Below are 25,446 nucleotides of genomic sequence, written 5' to 3'. Positions count from 1 at the left end.
GTGGGGGGGGGGCGGCCCCCCCCCCCCCCGCCCCCGGGTCGCGCCACCCCACCACCCCCCTCCGTCAGGGCCGAGACTCCCTTGCGTTGTGCGACGCCAAGAGCGCCAAGAAGACGCAAGGCGGGCAGCCTTTCCCGCCCAAAAAATACCGGGAAGAATGTGCCTCGAACGGCCTCAAATGTCAGTCACACAGGGTACTATTTACTTATGCAATCAGTGACGGTCGAGCTCGAGGCCGCGTCCACCATGGAATTGGTGAACGCGCTCTCCGCCATCGCCACTGAACTCGCCACCAGAAACGTCCCCGAGTCGGCGGCCGCCTGCCTGGAACTCACCGAAACCCTCGCGGCCGCAGCCGATATGCAGGAAAGCGCGCTGGCCGGATTCATCGGCCGAGTCGACGCCGCAGGAGAACAAGCCCGCTGGGGCTATCCCTCCACCCAGGCATGGCTGCGATCCAGCCTCGGCATGCGCGACAACCGCGCCAAGGAACGCCTCACCCTCGCCCGGCAGCGCCACCGCCTGCCCCAGGTCTGCGCCCAACTCGCCTCCGGCGACCTGTCCTACGGCTACGCCACCACCGTCGCCGACTCGGTCGCCCGCCTCGACGACACCGACTGCGCCGAAGCCGAGACAACCCTGCTCGGCTTCGTCGACCAGGGCTTCTCGGCCGGGAAGGTGGCAGCGTTCGGCCGCCGCATCCGCGACCTCATCGCCGAACGCGACGACACCGAAGCCGCCCCGGATGAGGACACCAAGCGCGGCTACGCCAAGTCCTGGCTCACCACGACCCGTTCGCTGGACGGCGGCCGGTACGTCAAAGGCTGGCTGAACCCCGAGGACGCGGCCATCTGGGACGGCACCCTGGCTCCGCTGGCCAAGCCGACCGGGCCGGAAGACCGCCGCGACTTCTCCGAGCGGACGGCAGCAGCCCTGTCCAGTGTGCTGTCGGGCGGGCACAAGGCCACTAAGGTCACCGTCATCTGCGACCTGGAGACACTGACCGGCGGCAACGCCCCCGCTCGCCTGACCGACGGCACCCCGATCCCCGCCCCGCACGCTCGCCGCATCGCCCTCGCGGCCGGAGTCTCACCCCTCCTCCTGGGACGCGGAAACACCCCGCTCTACCTGGGCCACCGGGAACGATTCGCCAGCGCAGCCCAACGCCAAGTCCTCGAAACCCTCTACTCCACGTGCGCGGTACGAGAGTGCGAGACCCCGGGCACGCTATGCGAAGTCGACCACGTCAACGGCTGGGCACTCGGACACTCACCCACCGACATCGACCAGCTCGCTCTCACCTGCGGATGGCACAACCGGTTCAAACACAGCCGCCCCGACCAGATCCAGATCACCAAAGATCGAGACGGGCGCTACGTCTACCGGCTGCTACCACCACCAGACGCCCGAGGGGCAACCGGACCACCCGGCGGCAACGGGCCACCGGAAGGCGCCCTCGAGTGGGCCGCATAACCACCCCCACCAGCATGACCAACGAGTCCGCTCGGATCCCCTCGGGTCACGAGCGGCCTCGGCATGCTTACACCCACGCCTGCGCCGTACCGCCGCAGCCGCCCCCACAGCCCCCCACAGCCCCCGCAGCCCCTCCGCGGCCGCAGCCGCCGAATGATCGGCCGGAACGCGGCGCGGCCGTTGGCTTGTTGGTTGTCTTCGTACCTGACGGAGGGGGGTGGTGGGGTGGCGCGACCCGGGGGCGGGGCAGGCGGAGCCTGCCCCCATCACCTGCCCAGGGGCCGCAGAGGCTCCAAAGTCAAGGGTGGACGAAGTCCATCGCGTAGCGACGCCGAAGGCGCCCTTGACTTTGGAGGGGCGGCCCCGTACGCAAGCGCCATCCCACCACCCGAACACCCCTCTTGCCGATACACCCCTCCCCCCATCGCCCCCCAGGAAGCCCCACCCCACGAAGCACCCACGCGACGAGGCCATCTGACACAGGGGCCATCTGACACAGGGGCCATCTGACACAGGGGCCATCTGACACGGGCCATCTAGCGCAGAGGCAAGGCGGTATGGTTTAATAAATGTACAGTCATTTATTAATGGAGGTGCGATGGCAGGGCGGCCGCGAGGGGTGGACAACGCGGTGATCCTGCGGGCGGCGGTCGAGGTGATCGGACGGGTCGGTCCGGCGAGGCTGACGCTCGCGGCGGTGGCCGACGAGGTGGGGCTGGTGCCGGGCACACTCGTCCAGCGGTTCGGATCCAAGCGCGGGCTGCTGCTGGCACTGGCCGAGGGGGCGGTGCGGGACGCCGAAACACTGCACGAGCAGGCGCGCGACGGGCAGGCCTCGGCGCTGGCGGCGTTGCGGGCGTTCGTGCGGCGGTCGTGGTCGGCGATGTCCACGCCGGAGCGGTACGCCAACCATCTGGCGTTCCTCTGCATGGACCTGACGGATCCGGAGTTCCACGCGCGCGCGCTCGCCGTCCACGAGGCGAACGGGCGGGTCATTGCGGCGCTGCTCGGCGAGGCGGTGGCCGAGGGGGCGCTGCGGGCCGGGACGGACGCCGTGGCGCTCGCCGGGTCGATCCAGGCCGTCACCTCGGGGGCCGGGCTCTGCTGGGCCCTCGACCGGCGGGGGACGCTGGCCGAGCGCCTCGAACGCGAGCTGGACGCCGCTCTGGCACCGCATCTGGCGTGAAGGAGGGATCATGGAGGATCGTCCACTGGCCGGCAAGGTCGCGCTGGTCGCCGGGGGCACGCGCGGCGGCGGCCGGGGCATCGCCGTGCAGCTCGGGGCCGCCGGCGCGACGGTGTACGTCTCCGGGCGCAGCAGCGCGTCCGGCGGGTCCGGTCTCGGGCGGCGGGAGACCATCGAGGAGACCGCCGCGCTGGTCACGGAGGCGGGCGGGACGGGCGTGCCCGTCCGCACCGACCACAGCGATCCGGAGCAGGTCCGCGCGCTGGTCGAGCGGATCGCGGCGGAGCGCGACGGGCGCCTCGACGTGCTGGTCGACTCGGTGTGGGGCGGCGACCCGCTGACCGACTGGGAGCGGCCGCTGTGGGAGCAGGACCTCGGCACGGGCCTGCGGCTGCTGCGGCAGGCCGTGGAGACCCACGTGATCACCGCCCGGTTCGCGCTTCCGCTGATGGTGGCGCGCGGCCGGGGGCTGGTGGTGCAGGTGACGGACGGGAACACGGCGCGCTACCGGGGCTCGTTCTTCTACGACCTGGCGAAGTCGGCGGTGATCCGGCTGGCGTTCGCGCAGGCCGAGGAGCTGCGGCCGCACGGGGTGGCGGCGGTGGCGATCACGCCCGGTTTCCTGCGGTCCGAGGCCGTCCTGGACCATTTCGGCGTCACGGAGGAGAACTGGCGGGACGCGACGGCGCGGGATCCGCACTTCACGTACTCCGAGAGCCCCGCCTATCTGGGGCGGGCCGTCGCGGCGCTGGCCGCCGACCCGGACGTCATGGACAAGTCGGGCCGGGCCCTGGCGACCTGGGGGCTGTACGAGGAGTACGGGTTCACCGACGCCGACGGCACCCGGCCGGACTGGGCCGCGCACTGGGCCGAGGCGCTGGTGGACGAGCACGGGCCGCTCGGCGACCCGCTCTAGGACGGCGCCGCGACGACGAGCCGGTCGTTCTCGACGGTGACGGCGGTGCCGAACTCGGCGCAGGCGGTCGCGAACCGCTCGAAGATCCAGTCGCGGTCGGCGGGCCCGGCGAGGCGGGTGCGGGCGAAGTCCAGGCGCAGCGGGACGGCCTCGGCGCGGGACGGCCCGTCCGGCCCGAGGGTGACGAGGAACAGCAGGCCCAGGTCGTTGCGCAGCAGGTCGGACACCACGTAGTCGTCGATGAAGTCGCCCATGTCGAACAGGACCGGCCAGGCGACGCCGTGGAAGACGTGCGCGGAGCTTCCCGCGATGAGCGAAGCGCCGGCATCCACCAGGTCCTTCGCGGCCCGGCGGACGTAGCGGAGCGGCTCGCTGGTCATGTTGGGGCCCCAGTGCGGCATGACCACGACGGCGTCGTTCGCCCGGGCGAGATCGCGGATCTCGTCGCGGAGCCAGGCGGGGACGCCGTGCTCCAGGTCGGCGAGCGCGACGCCCGGCCGGTCGGGGCCGGCGGCGAAGTCGGCGGGGTGGTCGGTGAAGCCGGCGACGGCGATGCGGAGGCCGCCGGCCTCCAGGATCACCGGTTCGCGCGCCTCGCGGACGCCGGGGCCCGCCCCGACGCTGCGCACGCCCGCGGCTTCGAGGTGCGCGAGGGTGTCCTCCAGCGCGTCCGGGCCGAAGTCGAGCGCATGGTTGTTGGCGAGGTTCACGCAGTCGACACCGAGGTCGAGGAGCGCGTCGACGGCTTCCGGGGGCGCGCGGAAGTGGAACGGCTTGCCCGGCGCGTCCCATGGGCGTCCGCGCGCGGACACGCAGCATTCGAGGTTCAGCAGGGCGAGATCGGCTTCGTGGAAGACCGCCCGCACGTCCCGGGCGAACAGGCCGTGCGGGCCGGACACGGCGATCTCCTCCGCCACGCCGCGTCCGAGCATCGTGTCTCCTGCGAGGGCCACTGTGACGGTCATCGGCACCTCCCCCCACGATGGTCCTACCCCTTGCGGGAGAACCATGTGATCTGGGTGGTGCCGGCGGATTCGCGGCGTTCCGGGGTGAACAGGGTCGGGTCGAACCGGCCGGAGAAGGCGGGGACGCCGTCGCCGGCGACGACGGGGTAGCTCTTGACGATCATCTCGTCGATCTCCGGGAGCAGCGCGGCGGCGAGCCGGCCGCCGCCGCAGAGCCAGATGTCCTTGCCGCCGTCCTCGGCCTTGAGGGCGCGGACGAGGCCGAGGGGTTCGCGGACCAGGTCCACGGCGGGGTCGTCGATCGCGGGCAGGGTGGTGGAGACGACGTACTGGCGCATGTGCGCGTACGGGCTGGTGACGCCGATGTCGAGGGCCGGCCGGTACGTCCCGAGCCCCATGACGAGGGTGTCGAACCGCTTGGCGGGGGCGTCCGCGTCCACGCCCAGGTGGGGGCGGACGTGCGTCGGGACCGTCTCGGGAAGGCGCTCCTTGATCCAGTCCGTCGTGTCGTCGCCGAGGGGGTAGAAGTCGATCTCCCCGCCGGGGCCGGCGATGTAGCCGTCGATGCTGACGCCGACGTAGTAGACGAGCTTGCGCATATAAGTGACTCCGTTCGTAGTACTCTGCTTGGAGTGGTTTGAACTTAGTACTACACATGGAGTGGTGTCAATGCGGAGGAACGAGGAGCGGCGCGCGGCGCTGGTGGACGCCGCCATCGAGGTCCTGGCCAGGGAGGGGGCGCGCGGGCTGACGTTCCGGGCCGTGGACGCCGAGGCCCGCGTCCCCACGGGGACCGCGTCGAACTACTTCGCCAACCGCGACGACCTGTTCACCCAGGCGGGCGGGCGGATCTACGAGCGGCTGCAGCCGGACGCCGCGACCATGGCGGGCGGCCTGGCGGGCCCGCGCGACGCCGCCAAGGTCACCGCGCTGCTCCAGGACACGGTCGGCCGGATCGCCGAGTTCCGCACCGGCTACCTGGCCCTGCTCGAACTGCGGCTGGAGGCGACGCGCCGGCCCGAGCTGCGCGCCGTCCTCACCGAGCAGGTGCGCCAGGACCTGGACGCCAACATCGCCTACCACCTGGAGGCCGGCCTGCCCGGCGACGCCGACACGGTACGGCTGCTCTACCTCGCGCTGAACTGGCTGGTCGTGGAGCACCTGACGCTGCCGGACGTCCTCGCCGAGCACGACCTGAAGGACCTCGTGGCCCTCGCCGTCGAGCGCGCCCTCCCCCGCAACGGGGCGTGATCCGGAAACGGCGTCGCCTCCCCGCGACCGCGGGGAGGCGACGGCAGACCGGGACTGTCAGCCGACGTGGAAGCCCGCGCCGACACCGCCGTGCGCGTTCATGTCGGCGAGGATGCTCCCGATGGGCGTGAAGTGCTGGGCGCCCCACGCCGAACCGGTCAGGGCCGTCCCGTTGACGACGGGCGCGCCGGAGTCGCCCGCCCACGTCCAGATCAGCGTCCAGTACCACGGGTCGTCGGCGCCGAGGGTGGCACCGCAGGTGAGGCCGGTGGTGTGGCCCTGCTTGCACATCCGGGTGCCCGCCGCGGGGACCTGGCCGACCGAGTCGATCGTCGTCGATCCGTTCGGCGCGCCGACGGTCGCGGCCGGGGCGACCTTGGCCGGGTCGAGCCGGATGACCGCGTAGTCCAGGCCGCGGGGGCCGCCGGAGGCGTAGTTGTTGGGCTCGCTGACGTAGGTGACCTTGCCGATCGGGCCGATCGCCATCGTCGCGTCGAAGTCGAAGGTGGCCGGGGCGGGCGAGCCGGGGGTCCCGGCCGGGGTGGTGTTGGCGTAGACCGTGTCGCCCACGAGCTTGTCGCCGCCGGCATCGATGAAGCAGTGCGCGTTGGTCAGGCCGACCAGGTTCCCGGCGGCGTCGTGGCCGATCGCGGTCAGCGTGCACAGCTCGAAGCTGTAGCCGCCGCCGGAGACCTGCTTGACCTGCTTGACCTGCTGGACGATTCCGGAGCCGCCGCCGAGCGGCACCGGGGAGGCGGCGTGCGCGGGCAGCGCGGGCACGGCCAGGCCCGCGGCGGCCAGGGCGGCGGCGAGGGTCCTGCGCAGGAGCTTGGGCATCGGGGCTCACTTCCAGGAGTCGGAGCGACCGGACCAAGCTAAACAGACATTAATATCTTTCTGGAAGCCGGACCGGCGCTCCGGCGCGTGGCACGGCCCCTACCGCGAACATGCCGCGGGGACGTCACCGCACGTCAGACCGGGACGTACGTCGCATCGTGGCCGTTTCAGGACAGCGGGCGGCCCGGGCCCTTCTGGATCTGCGCGAGGAACAGCTGCGCCAGCGCGTGCTGCCCGGCGGCCGTCGGATGGAAGCTGCGCGGCTCGGCCTCCAGCGCCGACAGGTTCAGCGCCAGGCCGTTCATGTACGGGTCCGCGCTGCCCGCCTCATGGCCGGCGAACGCGCTGTAGGCGTCGACGAACTCCACGCTCCCCCGGCCGTGCCGCGCCACGATCCGCGCGTCCGCCTCGACGGCCGACTGCCGGACGAGCTGCCCGAGCTCGTAGGCGCGGGCGTTCAGCCAGCGCTGGTCCGCCACCGTGATGTTGTCCCCGCCGACCCCGGTGACCTCGGAGAACGCCTTCGGGTACCCCATCACGATCACCCGCGCGGACGGCGCCCGGTCGGTGATCTTCTCCAGCAGGGCGGGCAGGTCCCGGCGCAGCTTCGCCATCCGGCCCGCGATGTCCGCGCCCTGGTCCGTGCAGCTGTGGCTCCACGGCAGGTGCATCACGCAGCCGCCCAGCACCTTGGAGAATCCGATGTCGTTGCCGCCGATGCTGATCGTCACCAGGCTGGTGTCGGCGTTGACGCGGCCGAGCTGCGGCGGCTCGCCGTACCGCCCCTTGAGCACGTCGTTCGTGGTGGCGCCCGAGCACGCCCAGAACGAGGACCCCTTGGCGAACCGGAACGCCGTCGAGACCTCGTGGTAGTACGCCTTGGACGTCCGCCGGCACCGGTTGAGCGGGTTGCGGTCGGCGACCGTCGTCTCCGCGCCGACCCCCGCCGAGTAGGAGTCGCCGAGCGCGACGTACGAGCCGCGCGTCGCCGCCTGGAGCGCCGTGACCTGCTGGGCCTTCGCGACGACGGGGTCGGCGCGCACCGGCGGCTTCGGCCGGGGGCAGCCGCTCCCGAACGTCTTGCACCGCGCGGCCGGCATCGCCACCAGCGGGACCACCGCCAGGGCCAGCAGCCCCACCAGGACGAGGACGGCGAGCCCCCGCTCGCCGAGACGCTCCCGCAGCCGACGCGGCCAGGACCCGGGGGTCATCGTCCTCCTCGCACGACCGGGACGCCGGGAGCCACCCGCCGTCCGCCTTTACGTTGTAGATCTTGAACTGGGACGCGGGCGGGGCGTCGCGCGTTCCCGGAGAACAACTTTACGTGCGGCCGCGCCTCATCCGGTCCCGGGCGGCGGCAGCGGCGCCCACATGACGAGGCGCGGCCCGAGTTCGTGCAGGCCGGCCGCGATCTCCGCGTCCCAGTAGGCCCGGATCCCCGGCCCCCAGCGGTCCTCGGGGAGCTCGGCGAAGCCGTGCCGGGCGTACCAGGGGCCGTTCCACGGGACGTCCCGGAACGTCAGGAGGCTCACTCCCGGGGAGCCCCGCCGGGCGGCGCCGTCCAGCACCGCGCGCAGCAGCCGGGCGCCGATCCCCCGGCCGACGAGGTCGGCGTGCACGGAGATCTGCTCCAGGTGCGTCGCGCCGTCCACCTCCTCGACGGCCGCGAACCCGACCGGCGGGTCCCCGGCGACGAGGAACCCGCCGCCCTTCGCGATCATCTCCTCGGCGATGGTCGGACCGGGCGGGAACACGATCCCGATCGCCCCGAACAGGCGGTCGCCGGAGTCCTCGATCGCCGGCAGCCCGGCCAGGTCGCCGGGACGCGCGGGACGGACGTCGTACTGCATCCCGCGAGCCTAGAACGCCGCACGGGCGGGCGGCCTCTCCTTTTCCGCCGGAAACGGGTCACCCCCGGAAACGGTCGCCACCGGAAAGGGGCGCCCCCGAGGCGTACCGCCGCAGGAACGGCCGGACCACCGGCAGGGTGAGGTCGAGGCGCAGGAACGCGTCCAGGTGACCGCAGCCGGGAAGCTCCGCCAGCGACGCGCCCGGGACGGCCTCGGCGGTGCGGCGGATCTCCGGCAGCCGGTCGTCGCGGTCCCCGGCGAGCAGCAGCACCGGCACGCCCGCCGCGGCCACCGCGGCGGCGACGCCGTCCCGCTGGGAGAGGCCGACGGTCTGCGCGGCCAGCACGTCCGGGTCGATCGCCAGCATCGCGTCGCGCATCCAGCCGGGCACGGTGCTCTGCCTCTCCGCCGCCTCGACGAACGGCTCGGCGCCCTTCTCCCGGCAGAGCGCGGCGACCCGCTCGACCTCCGCGGGTTCGGCGCCGGCCTCGCCGGGGTGGGCGCCGCCGGCGATCAGGCAGGTGAGCCGTTCCGGGTGGCGGGCCAGCAGGTGGAAACCGATGGTGCCGCCCATCGAGGCGCCCCAGAAGGCCGTCCGGCCGATGCCCTCGGCGTCCAGCACGGCGACGATGTCGTCGACCTGCCGCTCGACGCGGTAGGCGGACGCGTCGAGCGGCGCGTCGCTGCCGCCGTGGCCGATCGCGTCGATGAGGACGAGCCGGCGCTCCCCCGCCAGCGCGTCGGCATGGCCGCCGGACCGCCAGGTGCCGCGGTCGCCGAAGGAGCCGTGCAGCAGCACCAGCGGCGGCCCGCTCCCGACGGTCTCCCAGGCGATGCGGCGTCCCTCGCGCACTGTTGTCCGCATGCCCCGATCCTGCGGGATCCGGCCCGTCGAGCGGTACCCGTTTTCCGGCGCCGCCGCAGGTGAGGGCCGGGGACGGCGCGCGGCCGGATCCGGCCGGGCGGCGCTCCCGGGCGCCCGCGCGCTACTTGACGCCGGCCTCCTTCATCTCGCGGAGCTCGCGCTTGAGCTCCTTGATCTCGTCGCGGAGCCGGGCGGCGAGCTCGAACTGCAGGTCGGCGGCCGCCTGGTGCATCTGCTCGGTCATCTGCTCGATGAGGCCCTCCAGCTCCTCGCGGGGGCGGTCGCCGACCAGGTCGGCGGCGTGCCGGCCCACCTCCTTGGTGCGGGACGCGAGGCCGGGGACGGGCGCCTTGCCGCGGCTCTGCTGGCGGCCGGCGCCGCCGATGAGGGTCTCGGTGTCGGCGTCCTCGCGGGCGAGGGAGTCGAGGATGTCGGCGATCCGCTTGCGCAGCGCCGTCGGCTCGATGCCGTGCTCCTCGTTGTAGGCCTGCTGCTTGGCGCGGCGCCGGTTCGTCTCGTCGATCGCGCGCTCCATCGACGGGGTGACGGTGTCGGCGTACATGTGCACCTGCCCGGAGACGTTCCGGGCGGCGCGGCCGATCGTCTGGATGAGGGACGTCTCCGAGCGGAGGAAGCCCTCCTTGTCGGCGTCCAGGATCGAGACGAGGGACACCTCGGGCAGGTCGAGGCCCTCGCGCAGCAGGTTGATGCCGACCAGCACGTCGAACTCGCCGGCGCGCAGCTCGCGCAGCAGCTCGATGCGGCGCAGCGTGTCGACCTCGCTGTGCAGGTAGCGGACCTGGACGCCGAGTTCGAGGAGGTAGTCGGTGAGGTCCTCGGCCATCTTCTTGGTGAGGGTGGTGACGAGGACCCGCTCGTCGCGCTCGGTGCGCAGCCGGATCTCGTGGACGAGGTCGTCGATCTGGCCCTTGGTGGGCTTCACGACGATCTCCGGGTCGATCAGGCCGGTGGGCCGGATGACCTGCTCGACGACGTCGCCCTTGACCCGGTTCATCTCGTAGGGGCCGGGCGTCGCCGACAGGTAGACGGTCTGGCCGATGCGGTCGAGGAACTCCTCCCACTTCAGCGGCCGGTTGTCCATCGCGGACGGGAGCCGGAAGCCGTGCTCGACCAGCATCCGCTTGCGGGACGCGTCGCCCTCGTACATCGCGCCGATCTGCGGGACGGTCTGGTGCGACTCGTCGATGACGAGGAGGAAGTCCTCGGGGAAGTAGTCGAGGAGGGTGTTCGGCGCGGTGCCGGGGCCGCGGCCGTCGATGTGCCGGGAGTAGTTCTCGATGCCGGAGCAGGTGCCGACCTGGCGCATCATCTCGATGTCGTAGGTGGTCCGCATGCGCAGCCGCTGCGCCTCGAGCATCTTGCCCTGCCGCTCCATCTCGGCGAGCGTCACCTCCAACTCGGCCTCGATGTCGCGGATGGCGCGCTCCATGCGCTCGGGCCCGGCGACGTAGTGGGAGGCGGGGAAGACGTACAGCTCCTCGTCCTCGGTGATGACCTCGCCGGTGAGCGGGTGCAGGGTGGCGAGCTTCTCGATCTCGTCGCCGAACATCTCGATCCGGACGGCGAGCTCCTCGTACTGCGGGATGATCTCGATCGTGTCGCCGCGGACCCGGAAGGTGCCGCGGGTGAACGCGAGGTCGTTGCGGGTGTACTGCATGCCGACGAGCTGGCGGAGCAGGTCGTCGCGGTCGATCTCCTGGCCGACGTGCAGCCGGACCATCCGGTCGACGTACTCCTGCGGGGTGCCGAGGCCGTAGATGCAGGACACCGACGCGACGACGACGGTGTCGCGGCGGGTGAGCAGCGAGTTGGTCGCCGAGTGCCGCAGCCGGTCGACCTCGTCGTTGATCGAGGAGTCCTTCTCGATGTAGGTGTCGGTCTGCGGGATGTACGCCTCGGGCTGGTAGTAGTCGTAGTACGACACGAAGTACTCGACGGCGTTGCCGGGCATCATCTCGCGCAGCTCGTTGGCGAACTGCGCGGCCAGCGTCTTGTTCGGCTGCATGACCAGGACGGGCCGCTGGAGCTTCTCGACCAGCCACGCGATCGTGGCGGTCTTGCCGGTGCCGGTGGCGCCGAGCAGCACCGAGTCCTTGTCGCCGCGCGCGACGCGCTCGGCCAGCCCGGCGATCGCCTGCGGCTGGTCGCCCGACGGCGTCATCTCGGTGACGACCTCGAACGGCGCCACGCGGCGCCGCAGGTCCGTGATCGGCCGCATGATCGCCTCTCCCCCTGGTCTTCCTTCGCTTCCCGCCCACTCTATGCAGCAGGTACGACAATCGCGGACCGTCCGATATTTCCGCAGGTCAGGCCGGTGAAACGGTCAGGAGGCGGGCAGTGGCAGGCGGGCGCTGACGGCGTAGCCGCCGCCGCGCGGGCCGGCCTCGAAGCTGCCGCCGAGCGCGGTGACCCGCTCGCGCAGGCCGACCAGGCCGTGCCCGCCGCTCGGCAGGTCGTGCGCGGGCGGCGCGGTGGGCGGGTCGTTGGCGATCTCCACCTCGATCGCCTCGGGGAGCAGCCCGAGGTCGACGCGGGTGTCGGCGGCGCCGGCGTGCTTGTGGACGTTGGTGAGGGCCTCCTGGACGAGCCGGTAGAGCGTCCGTCCCACGGCGGTGGGCATGGGACGTTCCACGCCGCGGACGGACAGGACGACCCGCAGCCCCGCCGCGCCGGACTGGCCGATCAGCTCGCGCACGTGCTGGAGGGTGACGGCCTCCTGCGGGAGCGCCTCCTCGCCCTGCCTCAGGACGCCGATGACGTGCCGCAGCTCTTCCAGGGCCTGCCGGCCCATGTCGCCGATGACGGCGGCGGTCTCGGCGGCCCGTCCGGGGTCGCGGGCGGCGACGGCCTTGAGGGCTCCGGCGTGGACGACCATGACGCTGATCCGGTTGGCGACCACGTCGTGCATCTCGCGGGCGATGCGGGTACGTTCCTCGCCCCGCGCGCGCTCTGCGAGGAGGTGCTGCTCGCGTTCCAGGCGTGCGGTGCGCTCCTGGAGGGACGCCAGGAGCTGCTTGCGCGCCCCCATATAGAGGCCCAGAAGGACGGGCACCGCGGTAAAGGTGGTCCCGAAGATCGCCTGGACGAGGAAGCTGTCGTTGCTCGACGTCGGCGCAGGGAAGGCGAGGCCGACGGCATAGTTCAAGGCCGCGACCGCTAAGACGACCCGGCGGGACGTCGCGTAGGCGGCCAGCGAGTACAGGATGACCAGGACGACGAACGCGCCGCCCCCGGTGACCGCGCTGAACGCCGTCGCGAAGACCGCCAGCGCGACGGGGTGCCGGCGGCGCACGACGATGCTGAGGCCGATGATCACGCTGCACGCCGACGTGACGGTGTGCGGCAGCCAGAAGTGCTGCGGCGAGAACCACAGGAAAAGGCCGTCCAGAACCGCGAAGGACACGGCCAGGGTGACGTCCAGCGCGCGTGAACGCCGCGTCGGCCACGCCGCCGACCACCAGCCCCGGAGGTGCATGCGACGAGCCTATAGGCAGGCCAGGGGACCCGAACCGGGCCCGATCGGCCGGGACCGCCCGTCCTGTCCCCGCCCAGGTGGGGGGCGCCGATGGCGGTTCCGGTGACGGGGGTGTGGCCCGGCGGTGCCCGCGACGCCCCGCCCGCAGGGCTTTCCCGGCGTCCCGGTGCTGTGGTTACGATGACGGCGCCGACTAGGACGGGGATGGCCGCAGACGATGACGCGCTTCGCCACGTGGCTCGGGAAGAACGCCGACGCCTTCATCGCGCTGGTGCTGGCGATCACCGTCGCGGTGCTCGGGCTCGGGGTGAACCTGCCGCACGAGGACGAGATCACCAACAGCGCCGTCCTCGCGGTGATCGGGCTGCTGGCCACCTCGGTGCTGCGCGACCGGGGCCGCCGCATCCCGGTGGAGGCCGAGGTCCGGGACACGCTGCGCGCGTCCTCCGCCACGCTGGACGAGCTGAGCGGCCGGCTGGCGCACATCGAGCAGTTCGAGGGCGTGCTGGCGGGCACCAAGCGGGCGCTGGACGAGACGGCGGTCGTCCGGGTGATCGGCGGCGGGCAGGTCGCGCACGTGCTGGAGGAGGCGCGCCGCGACACCGACCGGTGGTTCTTCAAGGGCGGCACCGGGACCTACATCCGCGCCAAGACGCTGCCCGAGTGCGTGGCGGCCGCCCGCCGGGACCGCCGCACCCTGCTGTTCCGGCTGGAGATCCTCGACCCCACCAACGTGGAGGTCTGCGAGGCGTACGCGCGGCACCGGCGCTCGGTGTCGGACGCGCCGGACGCGACGGGCGAGAAGTGGACGCTGGAGCGCACCCGCAAGGAGGCGTACGCGACGCTCCTGGCGGCGTGCTGGCACAAGCAGCGCTTCGGGATGCTCGACATCGACATCGGCCTGGCGCAGACGATGACGACGCTGCGCTACGACCTGGCGTCGACGCGGCTGGTGGTGACCCGCGACGACCCGCGCGGCGAGGCGCTGGTGGTCGACAACGACAAGTTCTACTACAGCTGGGTGAGCGCCGAGCTGCAGATGAGCCTGGACCAGGCGCGCCGGGTCCCGGTGGAGCAGGCGCGGCTGGCGCCGCTGGACGACGAGCCGACCGTCGAGGAGGTCCGCAAGCTCTTCGAGGTGATCGGGATCCAGCTGGCGCCCTCCTACACCGACCGGGACGTCATCGAGATCATCCGCAAGGCGCTGCGCGCGAAGGACCCGTACGAATGACCGGGCCGCGCCGCCGGCCGCCGGGAGGACGTGGCAGGACCGGATGAGGTACGAGGAGATCCAGGGGGACATCCGCGCCGGACGGGCCGCGCGGACGCTGCCGGCGTGGGCCGGGCGGGTCCTGGCGGACGTCGTCGCGGGCCGCTCGCCGGTCGCGGCGGTGCGCCACCCTCTGGGCTTCCTGTGCCTGCCGGTGGAGCGCAGCGGCGATCTCGGCGTGTGCCTGCACATCTGGACGCCGGAGGTGCGGCCCGCCCCGTCGACGACGTCGCCGGTCCACTGCCACAGCTGGGATCTGCTCAGCTTCGTCCTGTACGGGACGGTGCGGAACGTCCGCATGGACGTCCTCGAAGAGCCGGGCGCGGCACCCGGCGCCGCCGCGGCGGAGAGCGCCGGGCAGGTGTTCGAGGTGGTGAGCAGCGGCGACGTGGACGAGCTGCGGGCGACGGGCCGAGCCGTCCGCTACCGTCCCGGCCCTTCGACGACGCACCGCACCGGGGAGTCGTACACGCTGCCCGCGGGGGTGTTCCACAGCACGCTCATCGAGGACGGCCTGGACGCGGCGACGGTGGCGCTGGGGCGGCAGACGCCCGGCGGCGGCGACCTGTCGCTCGGGCCGCTGGACGTCCCGACCCACCGGGTGCGGCGCTCCCGGTCCGCCCCCGGCGACACGGTGCGGGCGCTGCGGCGCTCGGCGCACCGGATCGCGACCGCGCATCCCGGCCCGGCCGGGGTCGCGTCCCTGCCCGAAGACGACCCGCCGTCCTCCGGCCCGCACGGGCGCCGGCACCGCTCGGCCCGCCGGTAGGCGGGCCCCAGACGACTGGAGAGGCACCGATGAGAACCGGAATCCCGTCACCGGCCCTCCCGGTCGATCTCTCGGAGGCCCGCCGGGTCGCGGTCGAGGCCGCGGAGGCGGCGGGGGCGCTGCTGCGGTCCCGGGTGGACGGCCCGGTGGACGTCCGGCCCAAGGGCACGGCCGGGGACGTGGTGACGGAGCTGGACATGGCGGCCGAGTCGCTGATCCTGGAGCGGCTGCGCGCGTCGTACCCGGGGCACCGCATCATCGCGGAGGAGTCCGGGGTCCTGGACGGCGCGCCGGGCGAGGAGATGGTGTGGCTCGTCGATCCTCTGGACGGCACCAACAACGTCGCCATCGGGATGCCGGTGTACGCGGTCGGCCTGGCGTTGTGCGCGCGCGGGGAGCCGGTGCTGGGCGTCGTCCATGACCCGGTGACGGGACGCACCTGGTCGGCGCTGAACGGCGGCGGCGCGCAGGGCCCGGGCGGGGCGCCGCTCACGCTGCCGGAGCGTCCCCGTCCCGGCCGGGAGCGGAACCCGGTGCTGGCGTGGACGCAGGGGCACCAGGTGAGGCCGGGCGACGCCGCGGCGTTCCGGCTGCGCTCGCGGGTGGAGGCCGGGTGCGCGCGGATGCTGCAGCTGTGGGCGCCGCTGGTGGGGTGGGCGATGCTGGCGCGCGGCGACATCGACGGGTTCGTCGGGTACCTGCCGGAGATCGTGGATCTTCCGGCGGGGGCGCTGCTGGCGGCGGAGGCGGGCGCGGAGCTGCGCCGCCTGGACGGGGCGCCGTACGAGCTGGGCATCGACCGGCCGCCAGCGGAGCTGAGCTTCGTCGCGGCGCGCCCGGAGCTGCTCGACCGCCTGCTCGAAACCGCCGCGGAGACCGCCGCGGGGAGCGCCCCGGCGTCCTGACCGGCCCGGTCAGCGGGTCAGCAGCAGCGCCCCGACGGCGGCGGCGCAGCCGAGGACGGCCAGGGCCGCCCCGGTCAGGACGAACTTGCGCATCGGGACCCGGACGTCCCACCGGCGGCACCACTCGAACCACAGGAGCGTCGCGAGCGACCCCCACGGGGTGATGACGGGCCCCACGTTCGTGCCGGCGAGCAGCGAGAGCAGCTGGTCCTTGTTGGCCGCGGGGACGGCGGACTCGCCCGCGACGTAGGCGGGCAGGTTGTTCAGCACGTTCGACAGGCCCGCCCCCGAGAAGGCGGCGCGGAACGCACCCGAGGCGCCGTCGTCGGTGCCGACGAGCGCGCGCATCGCGTCGTCGAGGCCGTAGCGCTCCAGCGTGGGGACGACGAGGAACAGCCCGGTGACGAACACCATCAGCTGCCAGGGGATCAGCGCGGGCCGCAGCGCGGAGCGGTCCCGGACGGCGAACGCGGCGACGGCCACGGCGGCGGCCACGGTGGTCGCTATGCCGAGCTGGATCCCGGTGTGGACGCCCGCAAGGATCGCGCCGATGAACAGCAGGCACGCGATGCCGGTCGTGGAGAACAGCACGCGGTCGCGCACGGGGACGGGTTCGGGCGGGTCGTAGGCGTCCTCGCCGCGCATGCTCCGCCGCCAGTAGAACACCCACAGCAGCACCATGGTGACGGCCAGGACCGCCGTCTGCGGCAGCCACATCCGCACGGCGAACTCGGGGGTCTCCAGGGCGACCCGGTCGGCGGCGAGGAGGTTCGTCAGGTTGGAGACCGGAAGCAGCAGGCTCGCGGTGTTGGCGAGCCACACGGTCGTCATGGCGAGCGGCAAGGCCGCGATCCGCGCGCGCGCCGCGAGCGCCAGCATCACGGGAGTGAGCAGTACCGCCGTCGTGTCGAGGTTGAGGAAGATGGTGTTGACCGACGCGAACGCCACGCACAGCAGGAACAGGGCGGCGTAACGGCCGCGCCCGGCGCGCGCCACCCGCTGCGCGATGGCGTCGAAGACGCCGGCCTCCTTGGTCAGCTCCGCGAGCACGATGATGGCGAACAGGAACAGCAGCAGCGGCGCGATGCGTCCGACGCTGGACCGCGCGGTGTCGGCGGGCAGCGCCCCGGTCGCGACGAAGACGAGGCCGAGCGCGAGGACGCCGATCCGGATCCAGTCGAGAACGCCCAGCGAGCGGGCCGCGCGGCGGGCGATCTCGATCTGGGGCGACACGCGCGCCATGATCCCATAACCGGGCCGGTGCCCCGGCGGCCCACCGCGCCGACGCCCGACGGATCACCGCGCCGTCACCCGACGGATCACCGCGCGTGACTCGACAGATCACCGCGCGTGACTCGACGGATCACCGCGCCGTCACGCGCGCGGGCGCACGCGGCTCACCGGGCCGGTGCGGTGGAGATCGCCGTCCCAGGCGCGATACTGGCGGCATGACTCCCCCCGGCGGCCGTTCGCGGCAGGAGCGTCCCACCGACTTCTTCATCAGCTACTCCCCCGCCGACGAGCGGTGGGCGTCCTGGATCGCCTGGCAGCTGGAGGCGGCCGGGCACCGGACGATGATGCAGGCGTGGGACTTCGTGCCCGGCACAAACTTCATCGACTTCATGGACCGGGGGCTGTCGGAGGCGAAGGCCGTGGTGGCGGTGCTGTCGCGCAACTACCTGCGGTCGCGGTACGGGCGGCTGGAGTGGATGGCCGCCCTGCGGGCCGACCCGGACGACCCGGCCCGCAAGCTCGTCACGGTCCGGATCGAGGACTGCCCGATCGACGGGCTGCTGTCGACGATCACCTACGTGGACCTGGTCGGGATCGAGGACCCCGACGAGGCGCGCGGGCTGCTGATGCGGCGCATCCAGGAGGCGCTGGTCGGCCACGCGCGCCCCTCGGACGGTCCCGGTTTCCCGGGAGGCGGTCCGGGCGCCGGCGGCGGCCCTGCGGCGATCGTGGGCCGCCTCGAAGGCTCCGGGCGGGTGGAGAGCGGCGAGCCGGGACGGCCGGAGCCCGTGGGCGAGCGGCCCGCGCGCCGCGCGCCCGTGGCGGCGCCGGCGTTCCCGTCCGCGAACGGCGGGGAGGAGCGCCGCGAGCGGCTGAGCGTGCTGCACGTGTCCGGGCCGCGGTTCGGCCGGACGCTCGCCGAGCCGGGCGAGCCGACGACGGCGGCGGAGCTGCAGGACCGCATCTGGAGCGACGTGACCCGGCTCGCCGACGCCGGCGTGCCGCGCCCGGACCTGCTGGTCGTGACCGGCAACCTCACCCATTCCGGCAGCCGCAAGGAGTTCGCCGAGGCGCTGTCGTTCCTGACGAGCCTGCGCGCCCTGCTCGGCCTCGAGGCGCAGCGGGTCGTGGTGGTGCCGGGCACGCACGACGTGACGCGGGCGGCGTGCCAGGCGTACTTCTCCAGCTGCGAGGCCGACGACATCGAGCCGCAGCCGCCCTACTGGCCGAAGTGGCGGCACTTCGCGAACCTGTTCAAGGAGTTCTACCAGGGCCTCGACTCGCTGGTCTTCGACAGCGCGCAGCCGTGGACGCTGTTCCCCGTTCCCGACCTGAAGGTCGTGGTGGCCGGGCTCAACTCGACGCTGCCGCAGTCGCACCGCGAGGAGGACCGGTACGGGCGGGTCGGGCAGGCGCAGGCGGCCTGGTTCAACGAGCGGCTCCGCCACTTCGAGGACGAGGGGTGGCTGCGGCTCGGCGCGGTCGAGCACACGCCCATCGCCGGCGAACCCGGCGCGCTGCGCGACCCCGAGACGGTCGAGACGCTGCTGGGCGGCCACGTGAACCTGTTCTTCCAGGGGACCGAGTCCGACTTCGGCGCCGTGCCGCTGCTCGGCTCCGGCGTCCCGTCCGTGCCTGCGCTCGGGCCCGGGCGGCACCAGACCGTCGTGCTGCGGCCCGACGGCCTGGAGCGGTGGATCCCCGAGGACGCCGCCAGGCGCGGCCCCGAGCGCCTCGACGTCGCCTGGTCGAAGACGGCGGGAACGTTCCCGCCCAAGGAGGCGGCGCCGGTGGGCCCGGCCGGTCCCGTCCCCGAGCTCGGCCCCGGCGAGAGCCCGGCCGGTCCCGCCGACCCCGCGCCCGACCCCACGGCCCGGCTGCTGGACCGGCTCACCGAGGCGTGCGAGACCCGGTTCGAGCGCGCGACGATCCGGCGCGTCGTCCCGCCGCCCCGCGAGGACGGCCGCGCCGACCCGCCGCACCTGCTGCTCACCCACCTGGAGGACGGGTTCGTCCGGCAGTACCGGATCGGCGCGCACGTCGGGCAGGTGACCGAGGAGGACGTGGACGCGTTCGCCCGGCACGTCCACGCCGACGGCGCCGACCACGGGTCCGAGCTGGTCTACCTCGGCGCGGCGCCGCCGCGGTCGCTGCGCGAGGACGCGCTGCGCCGCGGCATCCGGGTCCGCAGCCTCACCGAGTTCCAGGGGCTGCTCGACCTGTCGGAGTACGTGTCGGCGCAGACGGCGCGGCTGTCGGCGGGCGGGCTGTACCCGCCGTCGCTGTACGTCCCGCAGCGGTACCGGGAGCTGGACCGGTTCCGCCCGGACGCGCCGTCCGGGCAGGACGGGGCGGACGAGGCGCCGGCGGAGGGCGTCGGCGTCGAGGAGGACGTCGTCGGCGAGATGCTGCGGCTGCTGGCCGCCGACCACGGCCGGTTCCTGCTGCTGCTGGGCGACTTCGGGCGGGGTAAGACGTTCGCGCTGCGCGAGCTGGCCCGCCGCATCCCCGAGGAGCTGCCGCACGTCGTCCCGATCCTCATCGAGCTGCGCGCGCTCGACAAGGCGCACTCGGTGGACGGGCTCGTCGCCGCGCACCTGGCGAACCACGGCGAGGAGCTGATCGACCTCAAGGCGTTCCACTACATGCTGCGGCAGGGCCGCATCGTGCTGCTGTTCGACGGGTTCGACGAGCTGGTCACCCGGGTGACCTACGACCAGGCCGCCGACCACCTCGACACCCTGCTGCAGGCCGCGCAGGACAAGGCGAAGATCGTCGTGGCGAGCCGCACGCAGCACTTCAAGTCGCAGGCGCAGGTGCTGACCGCCCTCGGCGAGAAGGTCGGGGTGCTGCCGCACCGGCGCGTCCTCGGGCTGGAGGAGTTCACCCCCCGGCAGGTCCGCTCGTACCTGGTGAACCGGTACGGCGACGAGGAGACCGCCGACGCCCGCCTCGGCCTGCTGTCGGGCATCGAGGAGCTGCTCGCGCTGACGTCCAACCCGCGCATGCTGAGCTTCATCGCCGACCTCCCCGAGGACCGGCTCCGCGCCGTCGCGCAGGCCCGCACCACGGTCAGCCCCGCCGACCTGTACCACGAGATCCTGTCGTCGTGGCTGGCGTACGAGGCCGAGCGGGTCCGCGGCAGCGGCGGGCCGTCCGGCCTCGCCGTCGACGACATGTGGGAGGCGGTCGGCACCCTCGCGCTGCGGCTGTGGGAGGGCAACGAGCAGTTCCTGCGCCTCGCCGAGCTCGCCGACGTCGCCGACACCCTCACCGGCCTCGCCGACGGGCGCCTGTCGCCGCACCAGGTGACGCACGCGGTCGGCGCCGGCAGCCTGCTCGTCCGCACCGACGAGGGCCTGTTCGGCTTCATCCACGGGTCGGTGATGGAGTGGCTCGTCGCCCGGCACATCGCCGACGGGTTCGCCCGCGGCGCCGCCCCCGCCGCGCTGAGCCGCCGGGCACTGTCCCAGCTCACCGTCGACTTCCTGTGCGACCTCGCCGACACCCGCGCCTGCCAGGACTGGGCCGCCGGCGTCCTCGCCGACCCCGCCGCCGACGACATCGCCCGCGCCAACGCCATCCGCGTCACCACCCGGCTGCGCACCCCCGCCCGCACCGACCTGCGCGGCGCCCGCCTCCAGGGCGAGGACCTGTCCTACCGCGACCTGCACGAGGTCGACCTGACCGGCGCCGACCTCACCGACGCGCAGCTCGTCGGCGCGAACCTGTCGCGCGCGGTGCTGCGGGACGCCTCGCTCGCCGGCGCCCGCCTCGACGAGGCGAAGCTGACCGGCGCGGACCTGCGCGGCGCCGACCTGTCCCGGGCCCGGCTCGCCCGCGCCGACCTGCGCGACGCCGCCGTCGAGGGCAGCCGCTGGACGCGCGCCGCGCTCGTCGACGCCGACCTGCCGGACCGGATCGCGACCGCGCCGGAGCTGCGCGAGGCCGCCATCGCCCCCGGCCGCCCCATCGACATCCAGGTCGCGCCCGCCGCCGTCGGCGTCCCCTACGGCTTCCACTTCCAGACCAGCCGGCTGCCGCAGCCGCTCGCCTACAGCCCCGGCGGGTCCGTCCTCGCCGTCGGCAGCGAGGACGGCGGCGTGCTCGTCTGCGACGCCGTCACCGGCACCCCGCTGCGCACCCTGCAGGGCCACCGCGACCGCGCCTACGCGGTGGCGTTCGACCGCGACGGGAACCTCCTCGCCAGCGGCTCCGCGGACGGCACCGTCCGCCTGTGGGACCTCGCGACCGGACGGTGCGCGCACACCCTCACCGTCCACCCCGAAGGCGTGTGGCCCGTCGTCGTCGGCGGGCACGCGCCCGCCGGCGGCGGCCTCGTGGCGGCCGGCGCCGCCGACGGCACGATCCGGATCTGGGACGCCGCCACCGGCGCGCACCTCCACGACCTGGCCGGGCACACCGCGCCCGTCTACACCGCCGTGTTCGACCCCGCCGGCTCCCTCATGGTCACCGGCGACGCGGGCGGCACCCTGCGCGTCTGGGACCTCGCCACCGGCGCGCTGCGCCGCGAGCTGACCGGCCACCGCGGCGCGGTGTTCCGCGCCGTGTTCCACCCCGGCGGCTCGGTGCTGGCGGCCGGCGACGAGGCCGGCGTCGTCCGGCTCTGGGACATCCGCACCGGCGAGATCCGGCAGGAGCTCCTCGGCCACACCGGCCGCGTCTACGCGATCGCGTTCCACCCCGGCGGCGGCCTCCTCGTCACCGGCGACACCGACGGGTCCGTCCGGCTCTGGGAGGACGGCCGGCACCGCGCCACCCTGTCCGGCCACGGCGGCGGCATCTACCAGGCCGCGTTCAGCCCCGACGGCGGCCGCCTCGCCACCGCCGACAGCGCCGGGTCCGTCCGGCTGTGGGACCCCGAGACGGGCCGGCAGCGCCTCGAGCTCGCCGGGCACCGCGGCGCCGTCTGGCCGTTCGCGTTCCGCCCCGACGGCCGGCAGCTCGCCACCAGCAGCAACGACGGCACCGCCCGGATGTGGGACGCCGAGACCGGCCAGTGCCGCACCGTGCTGCGCGGCCACGGCCGCCGCGTCACCGGCGTCGCGTTCAGCCCCGACGGCGGCCTGCTCGCCTCCAGCGGCAACGACGGCCTCGTCCGGCTGTGGGACCCGCGCACCGGCCGGATGATCCGGGAGTTGCGCGGCGCCGCCGACAACCTCACCTCCGCCGCCTTCAACGACCGCGACTCCCAGCTCGCCACCGCCACCAACGACGGCGGCGTCCACCTGTGGCAGGCCGGCACCGGCACGTTCGAACGCGAGCTGAACGTCGAGACCGACCACGTGTGGGCGCAGGCGTTCGCGCCCGACGGCGACGTCCTCGCCACCGCCAACGACGACGACAGCGTCCGGCTCTGGTACTGGACGAGCGGCCGGGAGATCGTCAACCTCGCCGACCACCGCGGCCGGGTCCGCTCGATCGCGTTCCACCCCGGCGGCGGCGCCGTCGCGACCGGCTGCGACGACGGCGTCGTCCGGCTCTGGGACCCGCACACCGGCGAGCTCGTCCGGGCGCTGCGCGGCCACGCCGACCGCGTCTACCAGGTGGCGTTCGCGCCGTCCGGCGACGTCCTCGCCAGCGCCAGCAACGACGGCACCGTCCGGCTGTGGGACACGGCGTCCGGCGACGCCGTGCACGAGCTGCGCGGCCACGCCGGGCGCCTCTGGACGACCGCGTTCCACCCGTCCGGGACCCTGCTCGCCAGCGCCGGCGACGACCTCGTCGTCCGCCTCTGGGACCCCGCGACCGGCCGGCCGCTGCACACCCTCACCGGCCACACCCGCCGCGTCTGGTCGGCGGCGTTCAGCCCTGACGGGACGCAGCTCGCCACCGCCGGCGACGACGGCGCCGTCATCCTCTGGGACGTGTCCGACCGCACCGCGCCCGCGCGCCGCGCGACCCTCCTCGGCCTCGCCGAGGGCTGGGCCGCGCTCGCCCCCGACGGCCGCTACAAGTGGGAGGGCAACGCCACCGCCGAGTTCTGGTACGCCGTCGGCATGTGCCGCTTCGAACCCGGCGAACTCGACACCTACCTCCGCGAAGTCCGCCAACTCCCCATGGATGCGGCCTTCTGACCACTACAAAAGCCCCCTGGGATTCCCAGGGGGCGGTGCCACGCCTTACGCGAGGCTAGCGGGTCACTCCTTCAGACCGTGCGACCAGACCGGCCAGCACCCCGGCCATCTCCTCCTGACGAGCGGCGATCTTGCCGATCTCGCCCATGACCAGATTCACGGCCGAGCCGAGCTGCCGGTCGAAATGGTCCTTGCTGACCAGGCCCTTCAGGTCGTCCTTGGTGGCCAGGTCGGCAAGGGTGACTTCCGCGAGGGGCTTCGTCGCCATGATGGTGATCGTACCTCTCCTCTGCGCTGGGGGGCCCGCCGGACGGCGGAGCACCAGTCTCCCACGCGCGGCGACCATGCGCGCTCAAACGATCACCGACAGTTAATCATCGGTGATCAGCGGGCGGCGGCGGCCTGGCGGGTGAGGGTTTCCCAGAGGGCGTCCACCTGGGACTTCAGGTCGTCGAGGGTGCCGGAGTTGTCGATGACGTGGGTGGCGACGGCGCGGCGCTGCTCGCGGGTGGCCTGGTTCGCCATCCGGGCGCGGGCGTCCTCCTCGGTCATGCCGCGGCGGGACGTCAGCCGGTCCAGCTGCGTCTCCTCGGGCGCGTCCACGACCACGACGGCGTCGTACATGCCGGCGAGGCCGTTCTCGGCGAGCAGCGGGACGTCGTAGACGACGATCGCGTCGGCGGGGGCGGCGTCCATCAGCTCCTGCATCCGCTCCCCCACCAGCGGGTGGACGATCGCGTTGAGGGCGGCGAGCCGCTCCGGGTCGGCGAACACGATCCGGCCGACCTTCTCGCGGTCCAGGGCGCCGGACGGCAGCAGCACGTCCGCGCCGAACTCGGCGACGACCGCGGCGAGGCCCGGGGTGCCCGGCTCGACCACCTCGCGGGCGATCTTGTCGGCGTCGATGACCACCGCGCCGCGCTCGTCCAGCCGCGCGGACACCTCGCTCTTACCCGACCCGATTCCGCCGGTGAGTCCCACTTTCAGCACGCGCCCACCCTAGCGGGCGCGGGTCTCAGCGGGTTTCGGCGGGGACGAGGGCCTTGCGCATGTGCACCCCCGGCGGGCGCGCGGCCCCCGGCTGGGGGTGGTTCGGGGGGGCGCCGCCCCGCCGGTACAGGCGCAGGTTGCCCTCGCTGAGGTGCCCGGTGAACAGCACGCACGCGTCGGCGCGGCCCGCGACGGCCTCCTCCAGCGCCCGCATCAGCCGCCCGCCGATCCCGCGGCCCTGCAGGTCGGGCGCGACGACGAGCCGCCCGACCAGGCAGGTGTGGTCGCTGAACTGGGCGCGGACGGCGCCGGCGATGCGGCCGCCGAGCACCGCCTTCAGCACCACCGCGTCGCCCTCCAGCACCTTGCGCAGCTGCTCCAGCGACTCGACCAGCGGCGGGATGAACGGGTCGCCGTACAGCTGCGCCTCGCTGACGTAGGCGGCGCGCTGCAGCGTCAGCAGCTCGCCCGCGTCGGCGGGCACCGCCGGCTCGACCGCCGCGGCGCCCGCCGCCGTGTCGTCCATGGTCGCCTCACTTCCCGATCCGGAGCGTCACCGCGACCGGATAGTGGCCGGACGCCCCCGAGCGCGGGACGTCGTAGTCGCTGAACAGCACCCCGTCGGAGCCGAAGACGTAGTCGATGCGGTCGCCGTCCGCCGAGGTCGGGGACGCGTCGCCGCCGAGCGCGGCGTTCCGCAGGTCCGTGCCGTCGGTCATGCCGGACACCTCCGGGCTGTCGGGGCCGGCGCCGAAGTCGCCGCCGATGACGGTGCGGGGCGCGCCGCCCCAGGCGCGCAGCAGCGCCGCGACCTCGCGGGACCGCTCGTCGCTCTGCCCGTCGCCGCCCTGCAGCCGCGTCGACCACACGTCCATGGTGCTCCCGCCGACGGCGAGCCGCGCCCACACGTACCCGCGGATCTGCGACCAGTCGCCCTTCTGCATCCGGCCGGTGCCGGAGCTGCGGACGGGCAGCGAGGTGAGGATCGCGTTGCCGAACTGGCCGTCAGCCGCGGGTCCCCAGATCAGCTTCATGCCGAGCCGCCGCGACAGCCAGACGCCGAGGTCGGCGGTGCCGGACAGCAGCGACCCGCGGCTCGCCTCCTGCAGCAGGACGACCTGGGCGCGCTGCCCCTCGATGGTGCGGGCGACGCCCTCGGGGTCCAGCCGGCCCTTCTGGTTGACGGCGTCCTCGATGTTGTAGCTGAGCAGGCGGACCTGGCCGGGGACGGGACCGGCCTTCGCCGTCCCGTCCGGCGCGGCCACGGTGAAGACCACGGTGCCGAGCAGCAGGACGAGCGCGGCCGCGCCGCCGGCCAGCGCGCGCAGCGGGGCGCGCGCGG

21 protein-coding genes are annotated in these 25,446 nt (G+C 73.7%); 8 read left to right on the top strand and 13 right to left on the bottom strand.

The annotated features are described in order from the left end of the window. Positions 1 to 216: 216 nt before the first annotated feature. The 3 genes from F9B16_RS34390 (at position 217) to F9B16_RS34380 (ending at position 3,575) form a co-directional block, all read left to right on the top strand. Positions 217 to 1,473, top strand: a complete 1,257-nt coding sequence (locus F9B16_RS34390; RefSeq protein WP_192809135.1) for an HNH endonuclease signature motif containing protein — start codon at positions 217 to 219, stop codon at positions 1,471 to 1,473. A 598-nt stretch (positions 1,474 to 2,071) separates the two neighbouring features. Next, positions 2,072 to 2,659: a TetR/AcrR family transcriptional regulator gene (locus F9B16_RS34385; protein WP_151544393.1), complete on the top strand. Its 588-nt coding sequence runs from the start codon at positions 2,072 to 2,074 to the stop codon at positions 2,657 to 2,659. Between the two features lie 10 nt (positions 2,660 to 2,669). Continuing rightward, positions 2,670 to 3,575, top strand: a complete 906-nt coding sequence (locus tag F9B16_RS34380) for an SDR family oxidoreductase (protein ID WP_151544392.1) — start codon at positions 2,670 to 2,672, stop codon at positions 3,573 to 3,575. Here the strand turns inward: F9B16_RS34380 and F9B16_RS34375 are convergent. After that, complete coding sequence (locus F9B16_RS34375; RefSeq protein WP_151544391.1) at positions 3,572 to 4,540, bottom strand: CapA family protein; 969 nt, start codon at positions 4,538 to 4,540, stop codon at positions 3,572 to 3,574. The genes F9B16_RS34380 and F9B16_RS34375 overlap by 4 nt on opposite strands. 23 nt (positions 4,541 to 4,563) lie before the next feature. Further along, positions 4,564 to 5,139 carry a dihydrofolate reductase family protein gene (locus F9B16_RS34370; RefSeq protein ID WP_151544390.1) on the bottom strand — a complete coding sequence of 192 codons (576 nt, stop codon included), beginning with the start codon at positions 5,137 to 5,139 and terminating at the stop codon, positions 4,564 to 4,566. A 70-nt stretch (positions 5,140 to 5,209) separates the two neighbouring features. Here F9B16_RS34370 and F9B16_RS34365 point away from each other — a divergent pair, with 70 nt between their 5' ends. Further along, positions 5,210 to 5,791: a TetR/AcrR family transcriptional regulator gene (locus F9B16_RS34365; protein ID WP_151544389.1), complete on the top strand. Its 582-nt coding sequence runs from the start codon at positions 5,210 to 5,212 to the stop codon at positions 5,789 to 5,791. A gap of 57 nt (positions 5,792 to 5,848) precedes the next feature. Here the strand turns inward: F9B16_RS34365 and F9B16_RS34360 are convergent, their stop codons facing one another. The 6 genes from F9B16_RS34360 to F9B16_RS34335 all read right to left on the bottom strand — a co-directional run bounded on the left by F9B16_RS34360 (position 5,849) and on the right by F9B16_RS34335 (position 12,839). Next, entirely contained in the window at positions 5,849 to 6,628 is a 780-nt protein-coding gene (locus F9B16_RS34360; RefSeq protein ID WP_151544388.1) for a trypsin-like peptidase domain-containing protein, read from the bottom strand. Positions 6,629 to 6,795: 167 nt separating this feature from the next. Continuing rightward, entirely contained in the window at positions 6,796 to 7,839 is a 1,044-nt protein-coding gene (locus F9B16_RS34355; protein ID WP_151544387.1) for an SGNH/GDSL hydrolase family protein, read from the bottom strand. Positions 7,840 to 7,965: 126 nt separating this feature from the next. Continuing rightward, entirely contained in the window at positions 7,966 to 8,478 is a 513-nt protein-coding gene (locus tag F9B16_RS34350; protein ID WP_151544386.1) for a GNAT family N-acetyltransferase, read from the bottom strand. A gap of 58 nt (positions 8,479 to 8,536) precedes the next feature. After that, complete coding sequence (locus F9B16_RS34345) at positions 8,537 to 9,343, bottom strand: alpha/beta fold hydrolase (protein ID WP_151544385.1); 807 nt, start codon at positions 9,341 to 9,343, stop codon at positions 8,537 to 8,539. A gap of 121 nt (positions 9,344 to 9,464) precedes the next feature. Next, positions 9,465 to 11,582: an excinuclease ABC subunit UvrB gene (gene uvrB / locus F9B16_RS34340; RefSeq protein WP_151544384.1), complete on the bottom strand. Its 2,118-nt coding sequence runs from the start codon at positions 11,580 to 11,582 to the stop codon at positions 9,465 to 9,467. Between the two features lie 105 nt (positions 11,583 to 11,687). Then, positions 11,688 to 12,839, bottom strand: coding sequence for a sensor histidine kinase (locus F9B16_RS34335; RefSeq protein WP_151544383.1), 1,152 nt, complete (start codon positions 12,837 to 12,839; stop codon positions 11,688 to 11,690). 217 nt (positions 12,840 to 13,056) lie between these two features. On the opposite strand from F9B16_RS34335, the gene F9B16_RS34330 reads away from it, so the two are divergent. From F9B16_RS34330 to F9B16_RS34320, 3 genes are read left to right on the top strand one after another with little or no spacing between them, the layout of a single operon-like run. Beyond that, positions 13,057 to 14,070, top strand: a complete 1,014-nt coding sequence (locus F9B16_RS34330; protein ID WP_151544382.1) for a hypothetical protein — start codon at positions 13,057 to 13,059, stop codon at positions 14,068 to 14,070. A gap of 43 nt (positions 14,071 to 14,113) precedes the next feature. After that, a complete protein-coding gene (locus tag F9B16_RS34325; protein ID WP_192809134.1) occupies positions 14,114 to 14,878 on the top strand; it encodes a hypothetical protein in 765 nt (254 codons plus the stop codon). A 29-nt stretch (positions 14,879 to 14,907) separates the two neighbouring features. Further along, positions 14,908 to 15,783: an inositol monophosphatase family protein gene (locus F9B16_RS34320; RefSeq protein WP_151544381.1), complete on the top strand. Its 876-nt coding sequence runs from the start codon at positions 14,908 to 14,910 to the stop codon at positions 15,781 to 15,783. A gap of 9 nt (positions 15,784 to 15,792) precedes the next feature. Here the strand turns inward: F9B16_RS34320 and F9B16_RS34315 are convergent, their stop codons facing one another. Further along, complete coding sequence (locus F9B16_RS34315) at positions 15,793 to 17,016, bottom strand: ArsB/NhaD family transporter (protein ID WP_404800542.1); 1,224 nt, start codon at positions 17,014 to 17,016, stop codon at positions 15,793 to 15,795. A 215-nt stretch (positions 17,017 to 17,231) separates the two neighbouring features. Between F9B16_RS34315 and F9B16_RS34310 the strand changes: the two genes are divergently transcribed. Next, entirely contained in the window at positions 17,232 to 23,114 is a 5,883-nt protein-coding gene (locus tag F9B16_RS34310) for a WD40 domain-containing protein (RefSeq protein WP_151544379.1), read from the top strand. Between the two features lie 55 nt (positions 23,115 to 23,169). On the opposite strand, the gene F9B16_RS34305 is transcribed toward F9B16_RS34310, so the two are convergent. The 4 genes from F9B16_RS34305 to F9B16_RS51445 all read right to left on the bottom strand — a co-directional run. After that, entirely contained in the window at positions 23,170 to 23,382 is a 213-nt protein-coding gene (locus F9B16_RS34305; protein WP_151544378.1) for a hypothetical protein, read from the bottom strand. Between the two features lie 116 nt (positions 23,383 to 23,498). Next, positions 23,499 to 24,104, bottom strand: coding sequence for a dephospho-CoA kinase (gene coaE / locus F9B16_RS34300; RefSeq protein ID WP_151544377.1), 606 nt, complete (start codon positions 24,102 to 24,104; stop codon positions 23,499 to 23,501). Positions 24,105 to 24,129: 25 nt separating this feature from the next. Continuing rightward, positions 24,130 to 24,630: a GNAT family N-acetyltransferase gene (locus F9B16_RS34295; RefSeq protein ID WP_151544376.1), complete on the bottom strand. Its 501-nt coding sequence runs from the start codon at positions 24,628 to 24,630 to the stop codon at positions 24,130 to 24,132. A gap of 7 nt (positions 24,631 to 24,637) precedes the next feature. After that, positions 24,638 to 25,446: endonuclease/exonuclease/phosphatase family protein (locus F9B16_RS51445; RefSeq protein WP_404800541.1), on the bottom strand; the 809-nt coding region annotated here is incomplete at its 5' end.

The sequence above is a fragment of the Actinomadura montaniterrae genome, assembly GCF_008923365.1.
In the GTDB taxonomy this organism is placed as follows: Bacteria; Actinomycetota; Actinomycetes; order Streptosporangiales; family Streptosporangiaceae; genus Spirillospora; species Spirillospora montaniterrae.
The sequence above is the reverse complement of the archived record's forward strand: the minus strand, read 5'-3'. Positions and strand labels throughout refer to the sequence as shown.

Coding starts and splice junctions, on each gene's coding strand:
- F9B16_RS34295 (WP_151544376.1), bottom strand. CDS start 24,630: ATGGACGACACGGCGGCGGGCGCCGCGGCGGTCGAGCCGGCGGTGCCC.
- F9B16_RS34310 (WP_151544379.1), top strand. CDS start 17,232: ATGACTCCCCCCGGCGGCCGTTCGCGGCAGGAGCGTCCCACCGACTTC.
- F9B16_RS34385 (WP_151544393.1), top strand. CDS start 2,072: ATGGCAGGGCGGCCGCGAGGGGTGGACAACGCGGTGATCCTGCGGGCG.
- uvrB (WP_151544384.1), bottom strand. CDS start 11,582: ATGCGGCCGATCACGGACCTGCGGCGCCGCGTGGCGCCGTTCGAGGTC.
- F9B16_RS34320 (WP_151544381.1), top strand. CDS start 14,908: ATGAGAACCGGAATCCCGTCACCGGCCCTCCCGGTCGATCTCTCGGAG.
- F9B16_RS34355 (WP_151544387.1), bottom strand. CDS start 7,839: ATGACCCCCGGGTCCTGGCCGCGTCGGCTGCGGGAGCGTCTCGGCGAG.
- F9B16_RS34345 (WP_151544385.1), bottom strand. CDS start 9,343: ATGCGGACAACAGTGCGCGAGGGACGCCGCATCGCCTGGGAGACCGTC.
- F9B16_RS34370 (WP_151544390.1), bottom strand. CDS start 5,139: ATGCGCAAGCTCGTCTACTACGTCGGCGTCAGCATCGACGGCTACATC.
- F9B16_RS34360 (WP_151544388.1), bottom strand. CDS start 6,628: ATGCCCAAGCTCCTGCGCAGGACCCTCGCCGCCGCCCTGGCCGCCGCG.
- F9B16_RS34365 (WP_151544389.1), top strand. CDS start 5,210: ATGCGGAGGAACGAGGAGCGGCGCGCGGCGCTGGTGGACGCCGCCATC.
- F9B16_RS34350 (WP_151544386.1), bottom strand. CDS start 8,478: ATGCAGTACGACGTCCGTCCCGCGCGTCCCGGCGACCTGGCCGGGCTG.
- F9B16_RS34305 (WP_151544378.1), bottom strand. CDS start 23,382: ATGGCGACGAAGCCCCTCGCGGAAGTCACCCTTGCCGACCTGGCCACC.
- F9B16_RS34325 (WP_192809134.1), top strand. CDS start 14,114: ATGAGGTACGAGGAGATCCAGGGGGACATCCGCGCCGGACGGGCCGCG.
- F9B16_RS34330 (WP_151544382.1), top strand. CDS start 13,057: ATGACGCGCTTCGCCACGTGGCTCGGGAAGAACGCCGACGCCTTCATC.
- F9B16_RS34380 (WP_151544392.1), top strand. CDS start 2,670: ATGGAGGATCGTCCACTGGCCGGCAAGGTCGCGCTGGTCGCCGGGGGC.
- F9B16_RS34335 (WP_151544383.1), bottom strand. CDS start 12,839: ATGCACCTCCGGGGCTGGTGGTCGGCGGCGTGGCCGACGCGGCGTTCA.
- F9B16_RS34375 (WP_151544391.1), bottom strand. CDS start 4,540: ATGACCGTCACAGTGGCCCTCGCAGGAGACACGATGCTCGGACGCGGC.